The following is a 25,340-nucleotide window of genomic DNA, read 5'->3' as shown; positions in this document are numbered from 1 at the left end:
TGTGTTCGGATCGGTAGGGGGAACCGATGGCGTGGAGCGACGACGCGGTCTGGGCCGTCCAGGACTTCTTCCGCGAGGTCGACGGTTACATCGCGGAGTTCAACGACTGGTACGCCGAGAACGCGGGCGCTCTGGCGGCGATGTCCGCCGCGGGATCAGCGACGATCGGGGCCGGGTTCCCGATTCCGGTCAACGCCTCGACCCTGTTCGACGTGATCCTGGGGGAGTACCCGAGGGTCGACGAGGACAATCTCCAACAGCTCTACGAGGCATGGGCGGCCGAGGCCGAGGCCACCGCCGCGGTCATGGAGAACGCGAACGGCGTGGCCTCCGGGATCCAGCTCAGCTGGCAGGGCGACGGCGCCGCGATGGAGCTGGGCCTGCGGATGGCCGAGTTCGCGAAGGCGACCTTTGACCTGCTCGACACCCAGCAGAACCTGTCGCGCGGAGTTCAGGAGTTCTACCAGCAGGTCGTGCTCGCCAAGGGGATGTTCCTGGCCAACGTGTTCATCATGATGGTCGAGGTGATCGTCCTGATCGCCGCGGCGATCCCGACCTTCGGGGCCACGCTGCTCGCCATCGGGCCCGCGATCACCGCCAGCAGTGTCGGCATCAGGATCGCGATGAGGGCGGCGCTCGCCGCGCTGCGCGCGGTGGGCTTCAAGGTCGCGCTGTCGCAGCTACGCGCCGGACTCGGCGCCGCGGGCCGGGCGGGTCTGACCGCCGGTCGCAACTCCGTGGCGCAGCGCGCCGCGCAGCAGGCGGGTCTCGACCTGGCAGGCGCGGCGGCGGGTGCGGCGGCGAGGCGGACCCCGGCCCCGGCGGGTGCCGGGGCGATACAGCGTGCGCTGAGCGGCCCCGCGTCACGCCTGTGGGCGCACAACGCGCAGCAGGTGGCGCGCAGGCAGGCGATCAGGGACGGAGCCGACCGCAGCGTGCTGCGGGAGCTGCGCGGAGCCGCGGTTCGCCGGGAGCTCGCCCGGCAGTTCGCCATGAACGCCGGGGCCAAGGGCGGCACCCGTGGCACGGCATTGCTCTCGCCCGCCGCCCGGTCCGTTGTGGACGATGCCGTGGCGCAGGCGGCGCGCAGCGGTGTGAACCCGGTTGGGCTGCTCGGCCGCCGCATGGTCGGGTACGCGGCGTTCAGCGGTGCCATCGCGGCCGGCGCCGATGTCGTCGCCCAGAGCGGCCTGCCTCTGGGCATGTGGGGCATCGACGGCTACGACTACCGGCTGGGCTCCACGGTGACCGCGGGAGTGGGTGGTGCGCTCAGCGCGGCTCCGATGGGCATGGCGAGCCGGACCAGCGGCTACATGGCGACCGGCGCGATCGGCGGTGTGCTCGGAGACTCCGGCGGCAGGCTGCTCACGATGGCGTTCGATCCCACCCTTGACTACCAGCTTCCGGTCCGGTCCAGCCGCGGTGACGTGAACGCGCCGTGGACGGTGGAGGACATCGGGAAGGCCGCGCTGGGCGGCGCGATCGGTGGCGCGTGGGAACGGGTCATCGAGACGCACGGCGAGTTGTCCACCCTGCGCCTCAACTGGAGCGAGTTCAGCTACCTCGGGTGGCGGCCGCCCTCGGTTCCGGTGGGGTTCATCGGTGGCACCGACGTCGCGGCACAGGCGGCGGCCGTGGAGGCGGCCGCGGGAGCGCGCGCAGCGGCGCCCGCGACGGCAGCCGGCCAGACGCTCGGAAGCGCCGGAGGGTCAGAAGCCGCGGCGAAGCCGGGCGGCGCGGGAAGGGCGACGCTGTCCGCACCCGCGTCCCGTCCCGCGGAACCCGGCGCACCGCGGCAGCCGGAGGGCGCTGTCCTCGGCGAGCAGCGCACCGGTGCGGCCGACGCCGTCGCCGAAGGCGGCCCGGCGGTGGAGGGACCCACGTCGCCGCGCACGACGGCCGGTTCCACCGCGGACCGCGAGACCGCGGCTGTTCCGCAGCCGGACTCGGTACCGGAGGTGGCGAGAGAGCCCGCGTCGTCGCACGCCGCGGCGGATGCGCCGCCGGACACCACGGTGGACCGTGTTCCGCTGGATGGCGGAACACGGGAGGCGATCGGGGAGGCACCCGGGGACACGCCCGGGGAGGCGACCCCGCCGGAGCCGGGTGCTCCGGACGCGACCGCGGCAAGCCCTGCGGACGCCGCGGTGTCCGATGCCGAGGCGGAGGGTGTGTCGTCCGGGCAGGAGGCTCCCGGGGTAATCGAGGACGCCGGGCAGGCGGATGCGACCAGGGGCACCCCGGACGCGAGCAGAGACGGCGCGACGCCGGACGAGGTCCGCACGGGCGAGCGGACCCGCCTGGAGACCGAGGACAGCACCGAGTTCGTTCCGCGCAACGAGAAGGTCGCCCGCCGCGCGCTCGCGGCGCAGCTGAGCGGGCTGACCGAGTACGGGTTCGTCACCGTGGACGACGGCACCGTGACCCTCAACTACGGACCCGGCGTGCGCACCACGGTGGAGTTCACGGTCGACACCTCCACCGAGGGCGGGCTGGAACGCGGCGAGGCCGTGGTCCGCGCTGGCGACTTCGCCAGCCACGGCGGCGAATGGAGCCAGACTCGGCCCGCCGAGGTGGTGATCTCCGCGTTCCCCGACGCTACCGGCGCACTGCTGGACCAGGTGCTCGTGCACCTGGGCGAGAGCGTCCCCGGCTCCGCGGATCTCACGCCCGTTCCGCTCGACGTCCACACCGGTTCGGATACGGGTCCGGGTGATGCCGCGAGCGCGGCCGAGCGGGTCGCGGACGTCCTGGAAACGCTCGGTCCCGAGCGGGACGGCGTGCGCGTGGAACCCGCCGAGGGCTCGGTCCGGGTGCGCTTTCCCACTGTGACGGTGGATGTCGCCGTCGCGGTACAGGACGCTCTCGCTCCCGGCGCGGGCCGCGTGCATCCGCCACGCACCCGTGTGCTCGACGGGATCGAGCGTCAGCGCGAACTGGCCGTCGTCGAGGTGCCGGTCACCGGCACCGACGAGGCGCTGCGGGCGGGACTGACCGCGCTGCACGAAGCCGTCGCAGGCAAAGGTGAGCTGGCCGACGGTGCGGTGCGCCTCGCCCATGACCCGGGCGCGCGGCACCTCGTCGACACGGTCCGCGAGTCGGTGCCCGATGCGCTCGTGCTCCCCGACGGCGACGGTTACGTGGTGCGGCTGCCGGACAGTGCCACCTTCGCCGCCGACGCCAAGGCGGCGATGAACGGGCTTGTCGAACGGGGCTACCGTGCCGAGGCGCCGTTGCGCGCGGGCTGGGCGGACGGCGATCCGGGACTGTCCACCACGTGGCGGCCTCCAGTGACAGGAGAGCGAAGCTTCTCGCTGCGACTGGAGACCCCGGAGTCGCGCACCGCGCGCAACGGGGCCGAAGGTGGTGGACCAGAGCGCCGGCGGATCCTGCTCTCGGCGGTGCCGGAACCGGAGCTCGCCCGGCAGGTGCGCCTGCCCGAGGGAGCCGAGGTCCTCAAGGCCGACGCGGACACCGAGATCGCACGGCAGCGGTGGCGACAGGAGCAGGCGGCCTTCCGCGAGGATGGCGAGCCGGTTCGCCGGACATCGGGCCCACTGGGCCGCAACCCCGGTGTCGAGTACTACACCGGAGGGTCACCGGCGCGGAGCCAGGGGGACGGACACCAGGAGATCCCGGAGAGCGAAGCGCATGAGAGTCTGCTGTCGGCGTTGAACGGCACCGACCGGCGGGTCGCCGAGGATCTGTACCAGCGCTACTACAAGCGGCCGAACCAGAATCCGCCGCACGTCATCCAACGGCGGGTCGGCCGCCCGACGTACCTCGGTCACGAGGTGCCCATGATCGAACGCGGTTCGGACGGCCTGTACCGCGTCAAGAACACCGACATCCCGGCACTCTCCGCCGAGTATCTCGGGGACCCCGTCCGGGGCGGGCGCGACTCGTTTCCGGACAGCGGCGTCGAGGCGGAGGGAACGCGGTACGGGATCGACGAGGCCGACTGGCTGGCCGCCAACCGGCCGCGGATCCAGGACGCCGTGGCCGACGCGGCCGCGCTGTCGTCGGGCAAGGCGCGGCCGGCGCTGCGCCCGTTCGGGACCGCCAGGCAGGACGAGCACGATCGCAGCGGCTTCAACCGGGTTCGCCGCGACATCGGCGAGCAACTCGGCAACGTCGCCGGAGCGCACGCCATGCACCTCGCCGAGCGGGAGCTGCCGCGGGCCCACACCCTGGTGCCCGTGGACATCCCGCTGGCGGGGGCGGGCCGGTTCGACCTCGTCTACGAGCAACGCGACGCCGACGGCAACGCGGTCGGCTACCGCGTCGTCGAGGTGAAAGGCCCCGCCGCGAGCCTGGGCTCGCGCGACGGGCTGGGCACCGACCCGAACCGTTACGAGCAGGGCCATCCGCGCTACGTCCAGTCCGTGCTCGTGGCGATGCTGAGTCGCGGCGGCACGGAGGCGGCACTGGCGATCCGGCTGCACCAGGCATGGCAGGACGGCACGCTGTCCTATCAGTACGTTCAGGCCACGGTGCAGGACGTCGCGCAGAGTCCCGTCCACGCGCCGGGCCGCTCTGGAGAAGGCGGCTACGTCACCCGTGCTCCCCGGTACGAGGGTTTCGTGCGCAAGACGTTCGACCTCGGCGGGGCGCCGCCGCACCTGCCCGCCGCCGACGGCCGCGGCAGCGACGGCGACGCGCACGCGCGGCACCTCGCGGACACGGTCCGGGAGGCGGCGGGTGACGCGATCGTGCTCCCGGAGGGCGACGGTTATGCCATCGGGCTGCCGGACCACGCGACCTACGCGCGCGACGCGCAGGCGGTGCTGGACCTGCTGGCGCGCCGCGGGTACGGCTCGGTCGGGCTGATCCACGACGGCTGGGCGGACGGCGATCCGGGCCTGACGACGCGCTGGCGGCACGTCGGCCTCGGCAGGCAGACGTTCTCGCTTCGGCTCGAGACGACCGGGACCTTGCTGGCGCGTCACGGCGCTGGCGAGTCCGTGGTGAACACGCCGCGGGGATCCGGGTCGGTTCGCCTGCCTTCCCGGACCGATGTCGAGACCGACATCGCGTTGCAGCGGCACCGCCGCGACCGGCTCCAGCCCGGCGACGTCCTGCCCAGGCCAGGCCCCCTTGCGCACGCGGGGATGGAGTTTCACACCGGGCACGAACCCCAGGGCACGCCCGGCGGTGAGCGTGTCCCTGACGACAGCGCGAAGTCCTCCGCTCCCACGGCCGAGGAGGTGGCCGGTCGCCCACCGGAGCTGTTGTTGCAGACCGGACTGCCGCAGGGCCCGTTGCCGGGCGTGGCCGGGCTGGTCGCGGAGCTGACCGCGCGGGGCGTCACCGAGAAGGTCACCGCCGAATCCCTGGACCAGGTGCTTCGAGGCAGGTTCGACCGGCTGGTCTCGCCGGACGGTGTGATCCTCGTGTTCGGCGGTACGGAGTTCCGGTTCCGGCCGGTACCCATTGGCCCGCCGCGGATCGTGCCGACCGACCTCGTTGCCGCCGAACTCGCTCACAAGCAGCTTCCGACGCGCGCCGACGGTGCCACCCGGACCAGGCAGTTCGCTCATCAGCAGCAGGGCAAGGCGAACGTGGACGAGCTCACCGACCCGGTGAGCAGGCAGCTGGCTCCTGTCTCGGCGGGCTTGACCGTCCAGGTCGGAAAGTCGACCACTTGGGCGGCCGGCGGCCGGGCAGGCACCGCGGCCGGCGGTTCCATCGACTTCAACCACCTGCGGCACGAGAGCGCCACACTCGTCGGGGTGCCCGTGCGGTGGGAGTTGTCCATGCGGGACCCCGGTGGCGCGTGGGAGCCGGTGGGGCCGGGGAGAACCGCCGAACTGACAGTGTGGTCGGGCGACGGGTTCCTCCGTCCGCCGCCCGGCCGGGTGGCGACCAGCCCGCCGGACCGCCGGGACCCGCGGGTACCGGGCGGGCACGTGTACGGCATGAGCGGACTCGACGACATCGCCGATGCGGTGATGTCCGAGCTGGTGCTGAGCGAGCCCGAACTCCGGCCAGGCAGCACCGTCCACGACAGCGTCCGGACCGAGCTGCACAACCTGCAGTCCCGGCTGCGCACAGCGGCCGCCGAAGGCGGGACGGTGGAGATCCCGATCCGGGTGGGAGCGAGGCTGACCCACGTCGTGCACGTCGACATCGAGCTCGCTACGGAGGACGCGACGCTGCAGAGCGCGCCGATGCGCGAGCCGTACCTGAGCACCGACAACAGGGTCAATTCCGGCTACAGCGGGGCGAAGACGTTCTCCGACCATGCTTCGGTCGCACTGCTCGGCGGGCTGAAGCTGACCGATTTGATCACGACCACGGTGTCCGGCCTCGTCAGCCGCACCCGGACGATAGCGCTCGGCGTCGATCGGGACACGTTGCTGCTGCGGGACCATCGCTACACCGGCAACACCCTGGTGTACCGGCTGCCGTATCGCTCGTCGGTCACCGTCCGGCCGGTCGAGGAGCCGGCCAGGGCTCTTCCGCGATCGTTCTCGGGTGAGCTCCAACTGCGCGTTGCCGAGGAGTCCGCCGCGCACTGGGGGCTGCCCGTTCCGGAGGATGCCTTCCTCACCGGCACCGACGGTGCGAGGCTCACCGAGCACAGGGATACCCCCGGGGGACCGATCGTCGTCGAGCGGGTGCGTGCCCTGCCCGTCCCGAGCGGGCACAACGGCGATGCCGCCCGGTTCCCGCCCTTCCTCGGGGTCGGGATCGGACCGGCGCACGTGCTGCCGGAGTCCCTCGACGGGTCGGACCTCAGGGCGACCGTGCTGGACTGGGCGGTCGAGAACGGCTATGTCACCAGGCTGGATCCCAGCAACGGCACGGTGGTGCTGGACAACCGCGGCATCTTCGACAACCGCGGCATCTTCGACAACCGCGGTGGCTCCGGCGATCGCGGAGCGCTGGTGTCGCGGGCTCATCGCGGTGCCATCGACTCCCGGCACGAATCGCGGCTGTGGCTCGAGGACCAGCTGTCGGACGCGAGCATCGCCGTGTGGCTCAACGAGGCGGCCCAGACCGGCAAGTCGTTCACCCTGTGGAAGCGCGACAAGCTCTCGGCGAGAGGCTGGCGCGGCGTCACCCTCTCGGTCGAGGCCACTGTGGACACCGGAGCCGCGGTGTACCGGGGCGCGAGCGACCAGCACCATCTCGTCAACCTGATGTTCGGCTCCGAGGTGACGACAGGGTCCAGCTCGTACACCGCCGCTGGGCGCGGCGAGCTCAGCGGCGGGGGTACGGCGTTCAACACCGTCGACGTCGCACCGTCCGCCGCGGGCGACGGCACGGTGCAACCGAGCCTGAGCGCGCGCCACGGCGCGGGCTGGTACACGCTGTGGAACGACCGGGGCACCGGTGCGCGGTTCAGTGTGCCGGTGTCCTTCGAGGTCGTCGTGCGGGACGGCGACAAGGAGCTGTTCCGTCGGCAGGCGGGCGAGACGCGGGTCGAAGCGCTCCTGAGCCACGGGCTGACCACCGGCGATCCGGTCCCGTCGGGTACGCCGACGAGCACGGAGGTCCTGGAACGCGCGGTCCCGCTGCACGTCTCCGACGCGGGCGCTGTGCAGGACGCCATCCGCACGGTGGTCGGCGAGGGCCTGTCGCGGCGCGGGCAGGCGGAATCGTGGAACCTGCTCGGCTCGCCGACCGATACGCCCCAGATCTCGCCTCCGGTCAGCGAACCCGTGCTGCAGCAGTTCGGTGGGTACGCGGACCTGCTGTCCCACCTGCCCAGGGTCTTCGGTTCCGGCTACGGCACGTCCGCGCCGTTCCTGCGTAACTCGGGGCGGATCGTCCTGCGCGGTGAACCGGGCCCGCCGACCTGGGTCGGCAAGGCACCCGACGTGCTCACTGTCACCGCACTTCTGTCGGAGACAGGCGCTGGGTCGGGCCGCGGTACGACCGCGGGCATCGGCGTGAGTCTCGCCTCCACCGCGGAGAAACTCGGAGGCAACCCCGGCACCCAGGAGGCGGGCGTACTGGGGCGGGGCTCTTCGTTCGCCAGCTCGCTCGGCGTCACCTCGCAGAGCGACCGGGACGGGCCGGTGGACGACGTGCACGTGTTCACGACCGAGGGCGTCGTGACCGTCGACTCCGGACACGCCGTCGAGGTGCCGTTGACGGCGGTATACGCGTTGCCGGTGGTCGACGCGTTGGAGCTCTACGGCCGCGGCATGCTCCCGATGCCCGCGGCCGAGGTTGCCGACGCCCTCGGTGCCTGGAGCAGCGGGGACCGGGACCTCGACCGTGCTGTTCTGGCGAAGGCCGCACTTCGGCTGGTCACCGACGAACGGGACCTCGTGGCGGCGCGGAACCTGTGGCCGGTGCTCGATGCGATCCTGGGGACGTATCCGGAGGCGGATCCCCGCCTGGTGCCCGGCGCCGCCACGGCCGCCACGCTGGATCCGGTCGTGGCGGGTTTCGAATACCGGCAGGAGCTGGCCCGCCTGACGACCCGGTATCCCGAGGCACCCGAGGAGATCCGCGACGCAGCGCCGCCACCGCAGCTGACCAGACCCGGAGAGAAGGGGCTCGGTGCCAACGCCGGAGTCCGGTTCGCGCCCGACGCCGATGCGCTGGCGTGGCTGCGCGGACTCGTTGACCAGGCGAAGCCGGGGCTGCTGGACCGGCAGCCCGGCCTGGTCGACGTGCTCGAGTCCTACGTCGTGAGCCTCGGCCGCACGGCCACCATCGACTCGATGCTCTCCGGTGGGCTCGAACTCGTACTGCCCGTGCGGGGCAAGCTCTGGACCGAGAACCTGGTGGTGCGGCTGAGCGCCCGGCTCGGAACTCCCGAGGTGATCGGTAAGCAGGACGGCATCGGTATCGAGGGGCACAAGCACCTCATGAGCAGTGTCACGGCGACCCGTTCGCGCGACATCGGCTTCGACCTGCCCGGGCAGTTCACGGACGAGACCGGTCCGCTCGACGCGGTCGGTGCGGACCTTTCCGGGGGCGCGATCGCCAGCCGCTCCCACCAGGACGATGCGACGACGGCACAGCAGCGGACCCACCTCTCCGGTGAGTTCGACTGGTCGGGTCACAACCGGATCCGTGCCCGGCTCGACCTCACTGCCTCGGTCCGGGTCGAACCCGCCTACGGTGTCGGGATCAGCGGACCCGCCGGGTCGGCGACCAGCGTCATCTCCACTGCCGCGAGGTGGCTGTGGGGCCGGGAGCCCGATGATGCGTTCGAGAGTGTTCTCGGCGCGGACCTCGTCCTGGAGTACCCGGCCAGGGCGGTGAGCGACGCGACTCCGGCCGAGCCGCGCCCGCTCGACTTCCGCAGACTGCGGGAGGGGGCGCTCACGCCGGGCGACGTCAGAGCGATCTTCGTGGAGCGGGAGCGCCTCGTCGACGAGGCGCTGCGCATGCTCGGGCAGACCGACATGCTCGGTCACCGGGTCTGGCGGCACCGGGCGAGGATCAGCGACGCGCTGGGGCCCATGGTGCTCCAGGCCTACTTCGCGTCGATGAACGGCGCCGACGGCGCTGTTCCCGTGGTTCTCGACGCCGTGCCCGGCGGCACCGTGACCGTGTCGCTGAGCACGCGCCTGTTCGATGTCAGGGTCGAACGCTGGGAGGGCGCCGAGGGAGCAGAGTCGCTGGGTGGCATCGGCGAACAGACCCGGTCCATCCAGAACACCCGGCGGGGCATGAGCGCGAGCGCCACCGCGGCGGGCCTGATCGGTCCGTCCGCAGAGGATCCGATCGGCCTCGGAACCGGTGCGGCAGGGCTCGGCGGGGCGCTCGACCCCTCGGCGACCGGCAAGTTGAGCTTCTCGGGTGGGCAGTCCAACACCCAGACCGGCGGCCGCCGCGTCGACCACCACATGCTCATCGGTGCGAAAACAGCCATGTGGTCGGCGCGGGCCGAGCACGCGCTCACCGTGTCGTGGCAGCCGACAGTGCGCCCGCTGGAGACCCGCACGGCGGTCGTCACTGGGGATGTCTACTTCAAGACCCGGGCGGAGGTCGTCCCCCAGGTCCTTGATCAGCGGGTGCGCTCGCCCAGGACGCCCGAGGAGCAGGCGGTGCTCGCCGACCCTCGCGGGGGCGAAGCCGTGCCGAAGGCGTTGCGCCGGACGCTGCGCCGCGCGCCGCGGTTCGCCGTTGCCGACCTGCTCCGGCAGGCCGTCGCGGATCCCGGCTATTCTCCCGATCGTCCGTACGTGACCGTCGCGCGACTGGTGCGGGAGCAGGTCGGCAAGCATCCGCTGGTCGTGTTCACCGACGACGCGCAGCAGGCGGAAATGTCCGCGGTGGGCCGCCTGTTGCTGGAGACCGACGAGGCACTGTCGGCGCTGCGTGCCGTAACGCCTCGGAGCGCGAGGCCGCCGGAGCTCGAGCACGCCAGGGCGCGGCTCAGCGAGCTGCGCGCCTCGATGCTGGAGCTCGGCGACGCCAGGGACGAGTTGGCGGCCGCGCGGCAGGCGGCACTGGGCGATCCCACGGACGCGAGGCGCCGTCTCGGCGACGCGACGGCGGACTGGGCACCCTGGCGGGCGCGCGCCGAGGCGGTGCACGAGACGGCGGTGCGAGCCCAGGAACTGATCAACGAGCGCACCGGCGCGGCCCACGACCTCGTGCCCGGCCCTGGGCGGTGGATCGGGCACCTGCGCTTCGACCCGGTGGACATCGCGCGCGGGGTGCTCGCCGAACTGCGCGTCGCCGGCGTCGTCGACAGTGTCGACAGCGGTACGCCGAGGCGCCGCTGGATCGGACCGGACGGCGTCCCGTTCGCAGACTCGTTCCGGGGCACCGGCGACGCGCCGACCCTGCCGGAGTCGGACACACCCGCGCTGCCACCACGGGAGCCCGAACAGCCGGAGTCGTCGCCGGTGGATCTCGGTCCGGCGTATCCGGACCGGCTCGCGAGGCGTATTCCGCGGCCACCGATGGAGTGGAAGGCTGACGAGTCGCCGCCGGTGGATCTGTCTCCCGGACGCCCGGACCGGCTCGCGGGGCGTGTTCCGCGGCCACCTCTGGAACTGCGGGGGCCGGGCGCCGCCGTGGCGCCGCCGGTGTCCGAGGACGGCTCGCCCTCGGACGCCGGGACAGCCGATGGCGGTGGACCGTTGGTGGACGTGGCGACCGTGTTCCCTGACCGAGGCGCCGGGCCCTTGCCGCCCGGTTCCGCCTCCGATGGGCAGCTGGTCGACGTGGCCACCGTCTTCCCTGACCGAGGCACCGGGCCGGTGCGGCCCGAACCGGCCCCCGCACGCCTGGACGGTCCGTTCGTGCACTACGACGGACCCACCACAACGGACGCGGAGGCGCTGGACGCCACGCTGGAGGACGTGCTCGCCCGCCAGCCGGTCGACACCGAGCGGGTCGGCGACGGCTGGCGGTTCGACTTCGGCGGTGGCGTCGCCGGTCCGGTCCGGTTCCGGATCGGTTCCGGGACCGGCGGGGTGTTCGCCAGGGTGGTGGACGACGTGGTGGAGGTCGTGCTGCCGCCTCTTCCCGAGGATCCCGGACACCGGATGCTGCTCACGGGCATGGCGGTGCGGTCGGTGTCGGCCGGCGCGCTGCCCGACGCACTGCACAGGCTCACCGCGAAAGGCGAACCCGCCGAGGTCGCGTCCGTCGCCGACGCCGACCGTTCGTTCCAGCGGGCACTGCGGGACCTGGCCGGGGTCGACCTGTACGCGCTGGTCGCGGCAGAGGTCGACCTGCGCGTGCTGCACCAGCGCTTCGGTTCCGGCTTCCGGCTCGCCGCCGAACTCGCGGCCGAGCGCGGCGAGCGGTTCGTGCTGGCCCTGCCCGCCGGAGCGGATCTCGCCGCCGAACGCGCACCGGACATCGATGGTGCCGAGAAGCCCGACGTGGACCTGAACGCCGTCGCGCGACTCTTCGGCTTCGACTCCGGTGCGCTCACCCGCTTCACCGAACTGCTCGCGGGCGCGGGGATCCCGGCCGCGCTCGACCGGGGCGGGCTCGAGCGGTTGCGCGCGCTCGCCGGGGACGCGTACCTGCACGGGCGCTACACGGCGGGCTCCCGGCGCGTGCTCGTCGAGGCGCACCCCGACTGGCTCGGGAGGGCGTTCCAGGCGCGCGACCCCGACCTGGATCCGGTCGTGGCCCTGCCCGCCGTGCCCAGCGACGGCGCCGCCGAGCTCGAAGAGTCCACTGTGGAACCGGCTGCCGCGCCGACCACGGTGGATCCGGGGGAGCGGCTCGCACTGGTCACCGCCACGCCGATGGAGCAGGTGCCGTTCGTGCCAGAGCTCGCGGCACACCTCGCCGGCCGCTCCGCCGACGACACGATCACCGTGCCGTGGCTGCGGGAACGGCTGGCCGGGCGGTTCGCCCAGGTGGCCTCGGCCGACGGTGACGTGTGGTCACTCGGCGGAGCACGCCCCCGGGACTTCCGGGTACGGCTGAGGCTCGGTGAGCCGTTGCCGGTGCGCCTCGACGCGGAGCCGGACGCGGCGGCCCCACTGCGGGCGGAACCAGGCCGCCTGCTCGGCACCGCCGGGATCGCGGTGGAGGCGGGGCGGCCCGGCGAGCCCGCCGAGGTGACGGTCGCGATCGAGGTGTCCGAACGCGACTCCGGGACCGGGGACTTCGCGGCGCCGGTGATCTTCTCGGGAGCCTCGCTCGGAACCGGTGCCACGTTGCTGCTCGCCATCCGCGAGGTCCCGGCCGGGACCGGCGTTCCGAGCGTGCGCCTGCCCGAGGACGAGGCCGCGCCCGCGTACGCCCTGCCCCATCTGCGGGTGCTCGACCTGGGCGGGCGCGAGGATTTCGCGGACGCACTGTGGACGCTGCTCGCCGAATCCGGGTACTCGCTCGACGGCGCGGGCGGCAGGCAGGTCACCGAGTACGCGGGGCGGATCGAGGAGGTCCTGCACCGCGCGGTCGCGGGCGAGGCTGGCCACGTGTTCTCCGGTCGCACCGACGACGGCGACCGGTTCGTCGTGCGGCACACGGCGACCGTGCGCCGCGACCGGGTCGAGCCGCTGGGCGCGCCGGACAGCGGGGTCCGGACGGACCGCGTGGACTTCGGTGCAGACGGATCGGTGTCGGTCGAGGCACGGCAGGGCCCGACGCAGGTGCACCGGTGGGGCGGGGACGAACCGGGTGTGGTGCACCAGCTGACCCTGTTCACCGAGGGTGGGGTGGAACTGAACAGCGTCGAGGTGGGCGGGTCGCTCGTCACGCGCATGGCCCAGTCCGACGCGTACCACTACGGGCTGCCCGTCGCCGCCGACGCGGTGGGCGAGGGCGGACTGGTGCGCGGCGCCCCTGTCGCCGACCCGGCGGTACGCGCGCCGTCGTATCCCGCCGACCATCTCGTCACCGCCGCCGGCAGCGACACTCCCGTCGTCGCCAGGTCGCTGCACACCGCACGTCCCGTCGGCTCCACCGCGCGGGCCGACGGTGCCGGTCCGCTGCGGGAGCTCGTGTTGAGCGTGCTCGCCGGGCGCGGTGTCGTCCCGGCCGCGAGCCACGTCCCCGACGGAGACCCCGCAGACCACGGCCCGCTCAGCCGCAGCCGCCGCTTCCGCGCGCGGCAGTTCGACACCCTGAACCGGGTCGACACGCTCCTGAGCCAGGCGAGTCTGGAGTCCGCCTACGCCCGGCTGGCCACGGATGGCTTGATCCTGGCGCTGGAACGGCCGCGGCCCTGGCCGCACCGCGGTGAGCAGGTTCGGCTAGTGCTCCGGCTCGACCAGGATCCGGCCGGAGCCGAGTTCCTCGGTCACACCGACCACGCGTCCGGTCGCCTGCGGGACGGCGACGAGGGAGTGCGCGTCACCGGCTACAGTGGACGGACCGCGGTCTTCCGGGTGCCGCACACCGTCAGGGTGGAACTGCTCGACACCGACGGTGAGACCGTGGACGGCAGTGTGCGTACCCGCCGCGGCAGCGCCGAGGTGTACGTGCCCACGGAGACCGCGCTGAGCACGGTTCCCTCCGAGCTGGCGCCGTACGCGAGTGCGCTCGAACCCGGGCCCGCCGCCCCCTCACCGAGGGAGCTTTCCGCGAGGGACGCGCGCCGCGTGCCGTGGGACGTCGAGACCGCGCTGGGGCTCACCGGCTACGGCGACGACGACGTGCGGGTGCTACTGGAGGCGCGGGAACGAAACGCACCCCGCCTCGACCTGGGTGAGCTGCTCCGGCACGACGACCCGGCACTGGCCGCGCGCAGGGCGGTGCCGGGAGGGTTGCCACCCGGTTCGCTGGTGCGGCTCTCTCTCGACGAGACCGCCGCCGAGGTCGCGGCGCACGGCACGGCGGCCACGTGGGTCGAGCAGGTGGCAGCCGAGATCCGGCGCGCCGACCCCGATGGCGCCGTGGTGGCCGCCGCGGCGGCCATGGACAGGGCCACGGCGGCGGCGCTACTCGTGCGCGAGCGTGGCCAGGCGTTGCTGGACGCGCGCGAAAAGAGCGATCCGGCACGGCTGGCGCGGGCCCACCGGGAGTGGGCCGAGGCAGCGGAGGCCGGACAGGACATGCTCGCCGACGCCGGGCGTGCGCGAGCGCTCGTCGTCGGCGGCCCCGCCCCGCGGGTTCCCCCGGCGCTACCGGAGCCCGTGCGCGCCGCCCACGCCCTGGCCACGGAGCTCGACGCCGAGCTCAGGCTGGACGTCACCACGCTGGACGGAACCGTGCACCGGTACTGGGTGACCCCCGACGGCGCCGAACCCGGTGTCCTCACCCCGGGAGAGGACACGACGGCCGCACCGCGGGTCCGCCCGGACGCCGACGCGGCATGGGAGAGCGAACAGCCGGATCTGCACGAGGCGTTGCGCGCTGCGGAGTTCACCGCGGCCGACCTCGCCCGCGCCGTGGCGCACGAGGTGGACCTGCGAGCGTTGCACCGGCAGGCGATGGCGGCCGGCCAGGAGTTCGGTGCGGTCCTGCGATCCGCCCTGTCCGCCGCTGCGGCCGGACCGGTGCCGAGAACCGCCCCCGCGCTGGCCGGACTCTTCGGGTTCGGCCGGACCGAGGTCGAACTGGCCGCGTTCGGCGACGTGCTTCGCCAGGCCGGGATCACCGCCCCGGTGGACACCCGCGACGCCCTGTTGCTGCGCGGCCTCGCCGGCGAGCTGGCTCTGCGGCACGGAATCTTCGGCGCGGACCAGCGGCGCGCGATCGTCGAGGACGGCTGGCTCGCGGGCGCGGTCGCCACCCGTCCTGCCCGGATCCCGCCGCTGGAGGCACTGGACCCTCCGGGGACCGTTCCCGCCGTCGCCCGGTCCGGGTTCGACGAGACCGTGCGGCTCGTCGCCGAGCGCTATTACTACGACAAGCCGGTGGGACAGGCCTACCACGGGCCCGATCTGCTCGGGCCGGGAGCGAACCGGATCGCGGCCGCGGTGGACCGCTGGGGCGTCGCCTACGGCGCGTGGGTCGCGACCCAGCTGCCGGGCTCGCGGTTCAGCGGTGACCTCGCCGCCGAGGACTTCGCGCGCGTGGTCGGCGACCCCAACGCGCTCACGCCCGCGCAGCTGCGGTACCTCGACCGCAGCGTGGCGCGCACCGAGTGGACCGCGCTCGGTGCGGACGCCACGTTCCGGGCGCTCTATCGCGCGTTGCCCGCCACCGACCGGGCCCTGCTCGCCGAGTCGCACGGCGTGGAGACGCCCGCGGACCTGCGTGCCGGACTGGTCGCCGCGCTGGAGTCGGAACTGGACCTGCCGGTGGACAGCAGGCCGCTGTGGTCTGCCGTGCCGGAGCTGGTGACCCACGGCGACCAAAGCGCGGCACTCGACGCCCTGCGCGCCGGTTCCTCCGCTGTGGACAGTGAGTTCGAGGGCGGGCTCACCGCTCTGCTGGCCGCGCACTTCGGACTCGCGGTCACCGAGGTCGACGCCGGTGGTTACGCGCGCGAGCACGCGCCGCTGGTGCACCACGGCGCGGCGACCCTGCTGCGCACGAGCACGCAGCACATGCCCGTGCTGCCCCCTGACGACGGCCCCGGTCCGGTTCCCGAACAGCGGACGGACCCGCCGCAACCCCCGGCCGCTCCGCCCGAACCGCTTGGCGCGAGCGCACCACCCAGTCTCGTTGTGCCCGGCGAGCGGGTGCCGCTGCCGAGCCTGCCTGTGCGCGACGGCGCCACGGTTCCCGAGGGGCTGGCCGAGACGGTCGGCGCCTTCCTCGACCGCTCCGAGGTGACGGCCGAGCTCACCGGCGAGAAGCGCTGGCTGCTGCGCTGGCCGGACGGGCTCGAACTGGAGGTGGAGGTGCGGGCGGACCCGGCGGCCACCGAGGCGGCGCTCGTGCTGCCCGGCCTGCGCGTGAGCGCCGACGGCGCCACGCTCGACGGCGCCGCGACGGTACTACTACCTCCGGTGCCGGACATCGGCGCCGCGCTGGTGCCGGTGCTCGGAGTTCCGCTGCGGGCCGCGCTGGCCGAGCTGCCCGGTCGCGTCGCGGACATGCTCGCCGCGGCGCCTGCCGCGGAGCCCACGACACCCGGTGAGCAGGCCCCGCAGCTCGCGGCGGCGGTCCGGGTCACCGAGCTGACCGCGGCAGACGAACGCGCGGGCGACGAGCTGGCCGCGCTCACCGAATCGCTGCTGTGGACCGGCGACGCGGTCCCTGATCTGGAACTGCTCGCCGAGCGCGCCGACACACTGGCCCACGAGCTCGCCGAACTCGCCGACCGCCATGCTCAGCCGGAGGGCGGAGCTGGCCTGGCCTCAGCCGAGCGGCGGCTCGCCGAGAGCTACCGCCAGTACACGCCGGTGCTCTCCGACCTCGCCCGTACGCTGCGCTACCGCCACCGGGTGTCCGATGAGGACAGTGCGGACGGCCTGCACCTGGCCGCCCGGCTGGAGGTCGAGCTGGTCAGGACAGCCCAGGACCTGCAGCGGAGCAGGGCGCTCACCGACCGCGTGCTCCAGCGGTACCTGGAACTGGCGTACCCGGAGCGCGCCGCAGGGCCCGTCTCGGCGGGCGATCGCCCCAGCGCGTTCACCGGCCACCCGCGACCGCCACGGCGGATGCGGCTCAGCGACGGCGACGTGGCGCTGCTCGACCGCATGCTCACACTGCTCGCCCGGCACGAGGAACTGGTCACCGCGCTCCGCGACCAGGGGCACACCGGTTCGCGCGCGGACGAGTTCGCACTCCCCGACGGCGATCTCGCCGAACTGCGCGACGTCGAGGAGCTGTTGCGGCGCGTGATCAACGGCGACGACGCGGGCCGGGACAACGGTGCGGGCCTGAACGAGGCGGTGCACGGCAGCGAGCGGCGCAGGCGATGGCTGCCGGAGGCGGTGCGGCGGCGCGGCCTCGACGGGCGGCTGACCGAGCACGGGCTGGCACTCGTCGACCGGCTCCGGAAAGTGGAGGAGCACCCCGCGCCGGGACTCGCCAGGGCGCGCTGGCTGTTCAAGCACAAGGTCTCGCGCATGGCAGTGGTGCTCGAGCACAACCACTACGCGGACCCGCTCGAACAGGGTACGTCCGGCGACAACATCCACCGTGTGGTCATCACGCCGACCACGGAGCTGCGAGTCTCGGCCCGCGACCACGCCATCGAGGACTACGCCGTGCCGGACAAACCGCGCGACGAGAACTCGTTCCTGGTCACTTGGTGGTCGGGCAGCGGGCGCTCGGCCCTGCTGCGCCCCGGGTTCACCCTGCAGCTCGAGGTGGCCGACCTGCCGGAGGGCCAGGTGCTCGGTCCGGCCCGGCGGGACGACGCCGTGGTCGAGGGCGGGCGCATGGTCGTACTGGTCGATCGCGACGCGTCACTGTCCGATCTGGACGCCGCGCTCCAGGAACTGCTGACCGCGGAGATCACCGAGCACATCTCGCAGCTCAACGAGTTCGGTGCATTCCTCCGCCTGGGCGGCTATACCGGGGCCGGTCACATCGTGGGCAACTCGGCCGGCTATCACCTGGGCACGAGCCTGGGGTTCGGCGGCGATCCCCTCGGTCTGTACGCGGCGCTGATCGGCTACGGCTACGGCACGGTCAGCAAGGTCTTCCTGGACTTCGTCCTCGCGGGCAAGCGCATCCTCGCCGGCGACGAGATGCGCAGGCTGATGGCGGCCTGGCGGGGCGGCCTCGGCGGGCCGGGGCTGAGCAGGCTGGCCGGCGAGCTGCGGTCGGCCGTGGCGGCGCTGACCCCGCTCGCGGCGCGCTACGGTGTGGCGCTGCCGGAGCCGGCGCCCCCGTCGCGCGACGCCGTGGCAACACCGCGGGCGCGCGCCCGGCTCGAGGCCAGGGTCGGCGACGCGGCGACGGACCTGGCGAACGCGTTGCGCGGCGAGGGCGGCAGGGCGATCCCGACCGCGTTGCTCGCCGAAGGATCCTTCAGGGAGCTGATCACCGGACTGCGGTCGGTGCGCTGGGATTCCGACGCGGAGCGGCTGCGGGTGCAACTGGGCACCGGTGAGCACGTGGACATCGCGTTCGTCGCTCACCCACGGGACTTCTCCACCCAGCGGCTCGTCGACGGCGACTGGCGCACGTCCGAGCTGTCCTACGAGATCGTCTACTCCGAGGGCCTGGCCGGCGCGAGCGACGAGCTGCTGTGGCAGTCACTGTCGCAGGAACTGCTCAGCGTGCTGCACAAGGGCTCGACGTTGTGGAACATGCCGAGCATTTGGAAGTACCTGAAGCAGAACTACCTGACACTGCCGTTCGAGGCCGTGATCGTGCTGGCGTTCGGCAAGGCCATGGGGCAGCTGGACACGGTCTCGCAGCTGCTCCTCGGCAGCGCGGGCAAGCGCGCAGCGGTGGCGGCCGCGGCCCAGGCCGCCGCGCGCGCGGCGAGGCTGAAGGGCTGGTTGTGGACCGACGCCCGCAGGGCCAAGCTCGGCTACGACAAACCGGACGGCGCGCTGACCCTCAACGGGCTGGCCCACACGGCACTGGGCACGTTGTCCTCGGCCACCGAGATCATCACCCGGCTCCGCAAGGAGATCACGGCGCACGCGCCCGAGCCGCCCGCTGCCGCGAATCCCGAACGCGACGCGCCGGTACCGACCGACCGGTTCGGGCTGACCGCGCGGGTCGCCGAACGCGTGCGGACCACGGCCGCCGCCCATCCGCTCGTGACCGCAGTCCGCGAGGGCGACCCCGAGGGCGACGCACGCGTCGTGGAGGTGACCATGACGCGGCCCGGCCGACGTCCGGAGCGGCTGCGAACGCTGCAACTGCGGATCGTCGTGGGGGCCTCGCCCTCGATGCGGCAGGACTTCGCGCCGCGTGTCGTGCACGCGGAGTTCTCCCACCCCCGGCGAACGGTGTCCCTGCAGTCGCCGCGCTACTCCAGCGCGGGCGTGCTGATCGACGAGGTGGACCGGAAGGTCGCCGACGCACTCGACCGCGAGGCCGTGCTGTGGTCGCGCTCGCTCTCACAGCTCGCGCTGAACACCGGTCTCGTGGGCGCGAGCAGCGGCGGGCCCAACGCGGCGGTGTCCTCAGCGGCGGGTGAACCCGCCGACGCCATCCGCGACGGTGTCGGGGTGGTCCAGTCGGTGCTCGACGGGGGAGCGAGGGCGATCACGGTGCGGTCGGGGGCCGAGAAGACGGCGCAGAACGCCCTCAGGGCGATCGGCGACGACACGGCGGTGCCCGCGGTGATGGACGACACCGTGCAGCTCGCGATGCGCGAACTGCACGGCGCGATCAGCGGAGCCGCCCGGCTGGCCGAGCGCGCTCCCGGAGTGCTGCCCGCGCAGCGGCAGGACTGGTACCTCCAGCGCAGCGAGTCGACGGAGGCGTCTCCGCGTTCCCTGGTGGATGGCTTCCTCGAGCACGCCGCGTCCGGCGAGCTGGCCCGCGCGGTCCCGCACCTGGCGGAGGCCGGGGTCCTCGGCCGCGGCGAGCTGCGCCTGTTCATCGACAAGGTCGGCCGTCCCGGGCCCTACGAACTCGGCTCGAAGGCGCAGGCGAAGCACCGGCAGGAGATGGTGGTGCGGGTGCTGCCCTGGATCCCGGGGATGCCGTCGATGTTGCTGCCCAACGGTGGCGACACCCACGCGCTCATCCTGCTGAGCCCCACCGACGCGGCCGAGGGCTACACCGGGATCACCGACCAGCTGCGCAAGCTCGTGAGCGTCTACCACGAGGGGCCGACCGGCGTGCCGGGCCGCGGGACGCTCGCGCTGGCCGAGCTGGGCCCCGGCGCGGCGACGGGCATGGTCCGCCGCACCACGCAGGCGGGGCTGCGTACCGGTGACGGCACGCCGTTCGACGTGGCGGGTGTCTCCACCCAGCTCGCCGTCTCGGTCGGCGCCGCCGCGACCGGAGTGACCGCCCAGGCCTGGCACAACCGCGGCGAGTTCCTCACCGGTGAGCTGTTGCGGTTCCTGATCAACTGGGACGGCGCTCCGCTGTCGCCGCTGCGCGATCAGGTCGCGCTCTTCTACTCCCGCACGCTCGCCGAGATCGCCACGGAGATCGACCGAGATGTCACCGCGCTCACCGACGCGCTCGGGGTGGACCGCACCCCGGACACGACGCCGTGGTCCTACTCGGTCCCCGAACCGCCGGTCCCGCCGTTGACCCCGCCTCCGATTCCGCCCGGACCTTCGGCGCCGAAAGACGCCGACGTGCGCCCGGATCCCCGTGATCGTGACGCCACGGGCAGGCGAGGCGTCGACGACGCCGGAGCCCGGCCGTCGCTGACGGCGATGATCCGCGACCAGGCCGCCCCGAACGCGACCGGCGGCGACTGGGGAGGGCGGCCCGCCGCCGACGGTGTCGTGGCCGTTCCCGCGGAGCAGGGCCCGGCGCCGGAGAACTCCGCCTGGGAGAGCGGTTTCGGCAGCCACCGGATCGGTGAGGACGACGTGATCCGCGCCGTCGGCGAACTCGGGTTGGTGGTGCCACTCGACCCGGAGGCGACCGGAGGTGCCGCTCCCGATCGTTTCGTACGGTCGGCCTGGGAAGGTCATCACCCCGCACGTCTCGTGGACCACGCCTACCGAGTTCCTCGCCCCGGCCGGGTCGGCCGCGTCGGTTTCCAGGAGATCGTGGTGATCTTCGTGCACGAGAGCGAGCTGCCGGATGGTGCTTTCTCGACCGGGTCCGTCGAGCGCAAGCGGGGACACCCGGAAGTCACGGTCCAGGTCGCGAATGGAATCGAACCGCGCCTGCTGGGCCGGGCGCTGGCGCACGGCGTCGCCGAGGCCGGGGCACGCGCGGGCGGGTGGTGGTCGCGCACGCCTCGCGACATCCGCGCGGTCGCGGGCCGGCTGGCGCAGCTGGAGCTGATCGCGCACCAGCTCGCCGGTGCGTCCACTCCGGACACGGCGGATCGGCTGCGCGCGGACGCCGCCCCGCTGGTGGCGAACCTGGGGGCCGAGTCCCGGCGCGGGGTCGACGCGGTCGTCGCGAACGCTCCGCTCGCCGGCGGTCTGGTCAGGGAACTGGCGTTGCTCGGGACACTCGATCGGGCGGTCAAACCCAGCGAGGTCGAGCGACTGGCGGGGGAGATCCTCGCCGAGCGGGTCGCCCGTCAGCGCGAGCTGGCACCGGGGCAGGAGCCGGAACTGTCAGCGCACGACGCGTTCGATCTGGTGACGCTGTCGTGGCCGGACTCCCTGCGGTCGTCGGGGGGATTGCCGCTTCCCGCGACCTTGGCGCTGCTGCGGACGATGAACGGGCACCCGGCATTGGCCGCCCCGCCGATCCTCGGCGAGTCCGACACCGACGGCGTCGCGAGTCAGGCAGTCACGCTGAATGCCGACCGGTTCGGCACACTCGAGGACCGGTTCGGGAGCCGGTGGCAGTCGCTGCGGCCTGGCGAGGGAGCCGCTCTGCTCGAGTCCTCCACCGACACGATCCGCGCCGTGCTGACCGGTGCGGGGGCGCGTGCGTCCGCCGTGATCGCGCTGCGCGGGGACGGGCAGGAGCCGTACGTGCTCGGCGCCTACCACGGACGACGCGGTGTCGTCTTCGTCGATCCGGTGGCGCGCACCGAGAGCGACCGCCTGCCGGATGACGAGCGCTCCGCGGGCGTGAGCACCGTCGAGGTACTGGTGGCCGACGCCGCGGCCCGGCCGGTGCCCGTGCCAGGAGCGCCCCGCGGAGCGCTGAGCGCCCGCCCGCCGACGCCGGCGGTGCTGGAGGCGCTGCCGCTCGATGAGCGGGTTCGCTGGTGGGAGAGGTTGCGCGGTATCCAGCGGGACGAGCACCCGGACGCCGACCTCGCGGACGTGCTGCGTCCGCCGTCCTCGACCGAAGCCGCACTGCGGGTGTCCGAGTCCGCGACCCTGTACCTCGGCCTGCGCGACCGCGACGCCCGGTTGCAGCTGCGCGCGCTGGCGGCGGCGGTGGACGGCGACCCGGTCAGGCTGGCCGACGCCATCACCGGCATCGGATCCACCGCGACCTGGACCGCGACGTCCACGGAGACGGTGCTGGCCCGCCAGGCGCGCGACTGGAGCGGTGCCGCCGCGGACGCTGCGACCTCACCTGGTCCTATTCGGACGGTCGACCACCACGAGCCGGCCCCGGGAGCGACCGAGCAGGACGTGGCGCGGCTCGACCAACGGCTCCAGGACAGGGCGAGTGCTGATCTCGCGACGCTGCCCGATGACCAGCGGCAGGCGCTCGACACCGCGAATCCGCAACTGTGGGTCCTGCGCAACAGCGCCGCCTACCTGCTGCCAGGGGAAAGTGGGCTCGCCATCGGCGTCGCCGGAGCAGACGGAGTCGACGTCAACGTGGGAGTTCCGCCGCTCGAGCCCGGAGGGGTGCGAGCCGTGCGGGGCGCCTATGGCGAGTATCCGGTCGAACGGTTCCTCGCCGGAGCGCCGGGCCGCGATCACCGGCCCGCGTACGGTCTGCTCCCCACGGAAGACGGCTTCCACGCCGGAGAGCTGGACCGCCCCTACCGCAGGGAGGTCGGGGTCTTCGGCCGCGTCGCGGACGTCACCGGGGCCCGGTTCCAGACGCTCATCCAGCACGGACCACCCGTCGGGCACGGCCGGGGCCGGACGAGCCTGGAGGACCTCGGCCTGCGCGACGACCGGGCGTGGCTGTCCCGCGTGCTGAAGGTCGCCGGCCCTGGCGCGAAGGCACTCGTGGCCAGGCTGCCCGACGGGACGAGGCCCGAGGCCGCGGACGTCGCGCTCCGGCGGGGAGTGACTCCACCGTACGAGTTCGTCGCCTGGTTCAACGAGGGTGGGCGGATCACGGCGACCTCGACCGACCGACAGGGCAAACCCGTGTTTCCGAGCCCCGCCACGCATCCGTGGCAGCTCGTGGTGCTGGCCGTGGACGCTGATGGCAACCCGTTGGTCAACCGGGACGCGTTCGTCAGCCCCGTGAACGCCCGGCCGCCCTCGGAGCCCTATCGCGCCATCGGGGCCCACCCTGATCTCGCCGGCGCGTTGGTCGCGGGCACGCTGGCAATCCCGGTGGGCGTGCCCGCGGAGTTCACCGACCTCTTCGCGGGCCTGACCGAGGTGAGCGCGCGAAGCCGGTTGGTGGAACTGGCCGAGCACGCCGCGCGGGCGGCGGCCGCCGAGGGCCTCCCGGCCGGGAGGCTGCTGGACCGGGCCCTGCGGCTCACCGAAGCCAGGGCCGAGGCACGCGGCAGCACTCTGAAGCAGGAGCTCGCCGACCAGTGGAGCCGCGACGTTCCGGTGTCGAGAGCGGCGAAGGACGCGGAGCCGATCCTCGCGTTCGCCCGCGGGCTGGGCGAGCCAGCCGCGCGGTCGTGGTTCCGGGCGATGGTCGAGGCCGCGCGAGGCGATCCGTACGCACTGAAGCATGTCCTGTACGGCGTCGAAACCGCTGCGGCCCGGGACGGCGTGGAAATGGAGACGTGGTTGCTCCGGCAGTGGCCGCGGGGGCTTGACGCCGAGTCGGCGCGGACGTTGTTCACCCGGCTCTCGACGACGCCCCATCATCGCTATCTCGCGGGAGGGACCGACGACCTGGACGCCATCTGGCCCTGGTTCGCGGACCTCGACGATCGAATCAGCGAGCTCGGGTTCCGCGATCGCGAGGACCTGGCCGGACGCGTCCCGGTGACGTGGGCGCGGCTGAACTCCGGCCCGGTGTTCGACGCGCACTGGGATTCCGGTGTGACCGGTGCCGACGGGGTGGAGGTGACCGTCGGCGCACCGGTGGGTGAACCGGGCGGGCTCGCTCCCCTGAGCGAGCAGGAGCGGACCTACGTCTACGAACCCGAGCTCTTCCTGGCAGGCCCGGGCATCCTGGACTCGCGCACCAGCCTGGAACCGGTTACGGACGGCTTCGCCAGAGGAGACCGCGACCGCCCGATCGGCGTGGAGGCCGGGGTCTTCGGCCGGATGGCCGACGTCCGCGGCGTGCGGTTCCAGACCGTGTTCTCCGCCGACGACGTCCGAACCGGTTCGAGGTCGAGCTGGGCGTGGCGGAGCAGGTCCCTGACGCACCAACTCAGCGGCATCCTGGCTCGCGCGGGAGCCGGCGCGAGGGCCATCGTGGCGCGTGCTGACGGCGCCGGGTTCAGGCCGCTGTACGTCGAAGGCGGCAGGCTGCGCTCCCCTCAGGGGGACCTCTGGACCTTGCTCCGTGAAACAGAGGACGGTCCCCCCGAGGTCGTGGCCGCCATTGTCGACGGTCAGGGGCGTCCGATCGTGCTCGACGACGACAACAGCGTGGGGCCCTACCCGGTGAGCGCGGTGAACGCACGGCCACCCTCGGAGCAGTACCTGCCCTTCCTCGACGAGCGGACTCGGTTCGACACAGTCCAGAACGCATTGTCGTTCTGGACCGCCGGAGTGCGCGGCGATTCCGGCGCTCTGCCCGACGAGTTCGCCGCGACCTTCCGGCAGCTGACGGATCCGCGCGCCAGGAGCCAGTTACTGGCACTGCACCACTACGCCGTTCAGGCGCCGGGCGACGAGTCGGTCCTGCTGCGCCGGGCGCTGCGGCTCACCGGGGAACGGGTGTCGGCGCGGGGCCTCGAGCTGTCGGACGTCCTGAGCGAGCACTGGGACGACCAGCTCGGCACCCTGGTCGGCACCCGGGCGGGGAGTACGAGTCCGCGCCCCGAGACGGTGCCCGGCGGCAATCCCGACCCGGACCGTCACCCGCGGACTGTCCAGGACAAGGTCACCGTGGACGAGCGTGCGCTCACGCGGCTGCGGCTGGCGTCGCCCGTGGTGGCGGAATTCCTCCGCGCCCACGGATTGCATCGCACCAGGAGTGGCGTCGACCTCTACCCGTTCCAGCCCGGATCCATGCGCGACGCCAAGGTTCCCGGCGCCGACGCGGCCGAGGCCGAGCTCCGGTTCCGCTCCGCGCTCGCCGGCCACCCCGACGAGCGGACCATGCTGGGGTTGCTCGACGACCACGTGTTCCACCCGTCGGCCTGGGTGCACGGCCAGTGGGTGCTGGTGCACCGGGAACTCGCCGAACTGGCGTACGGAGCGACGAGGTGA

General features: G+C 73.3%; 1 protein-coding gene. It reads left to right on the top strand.

Features of this window, described 5'->3' with window-relative positions:
- The first annotated feature begins 26 nt into the window (after positions 1 to 26).
- Positions 27 to 25,340, top strand: a complete 25,314-nt coding sequence (locus JHE00_RS03915; protein WP_200314793.1) for a WXG100-like domain-containing protein — start codon at positions 27 to 29, stop codon at positions 25,338 to 25,340.

Source organism: Prauserella cavernicola, from assembly GCF_016595675.1.
Classification (GTDB): domain Bacteria; phylum Actinomycetota; class Actinomycetes; order Mycobacteriales; family Pseudonocardiaceae; genus Prauserella_A; species Prauserella_A cavernicola.
This window is presented reverse-complemented; position numbering and strand designations above follow the sequence as displayed.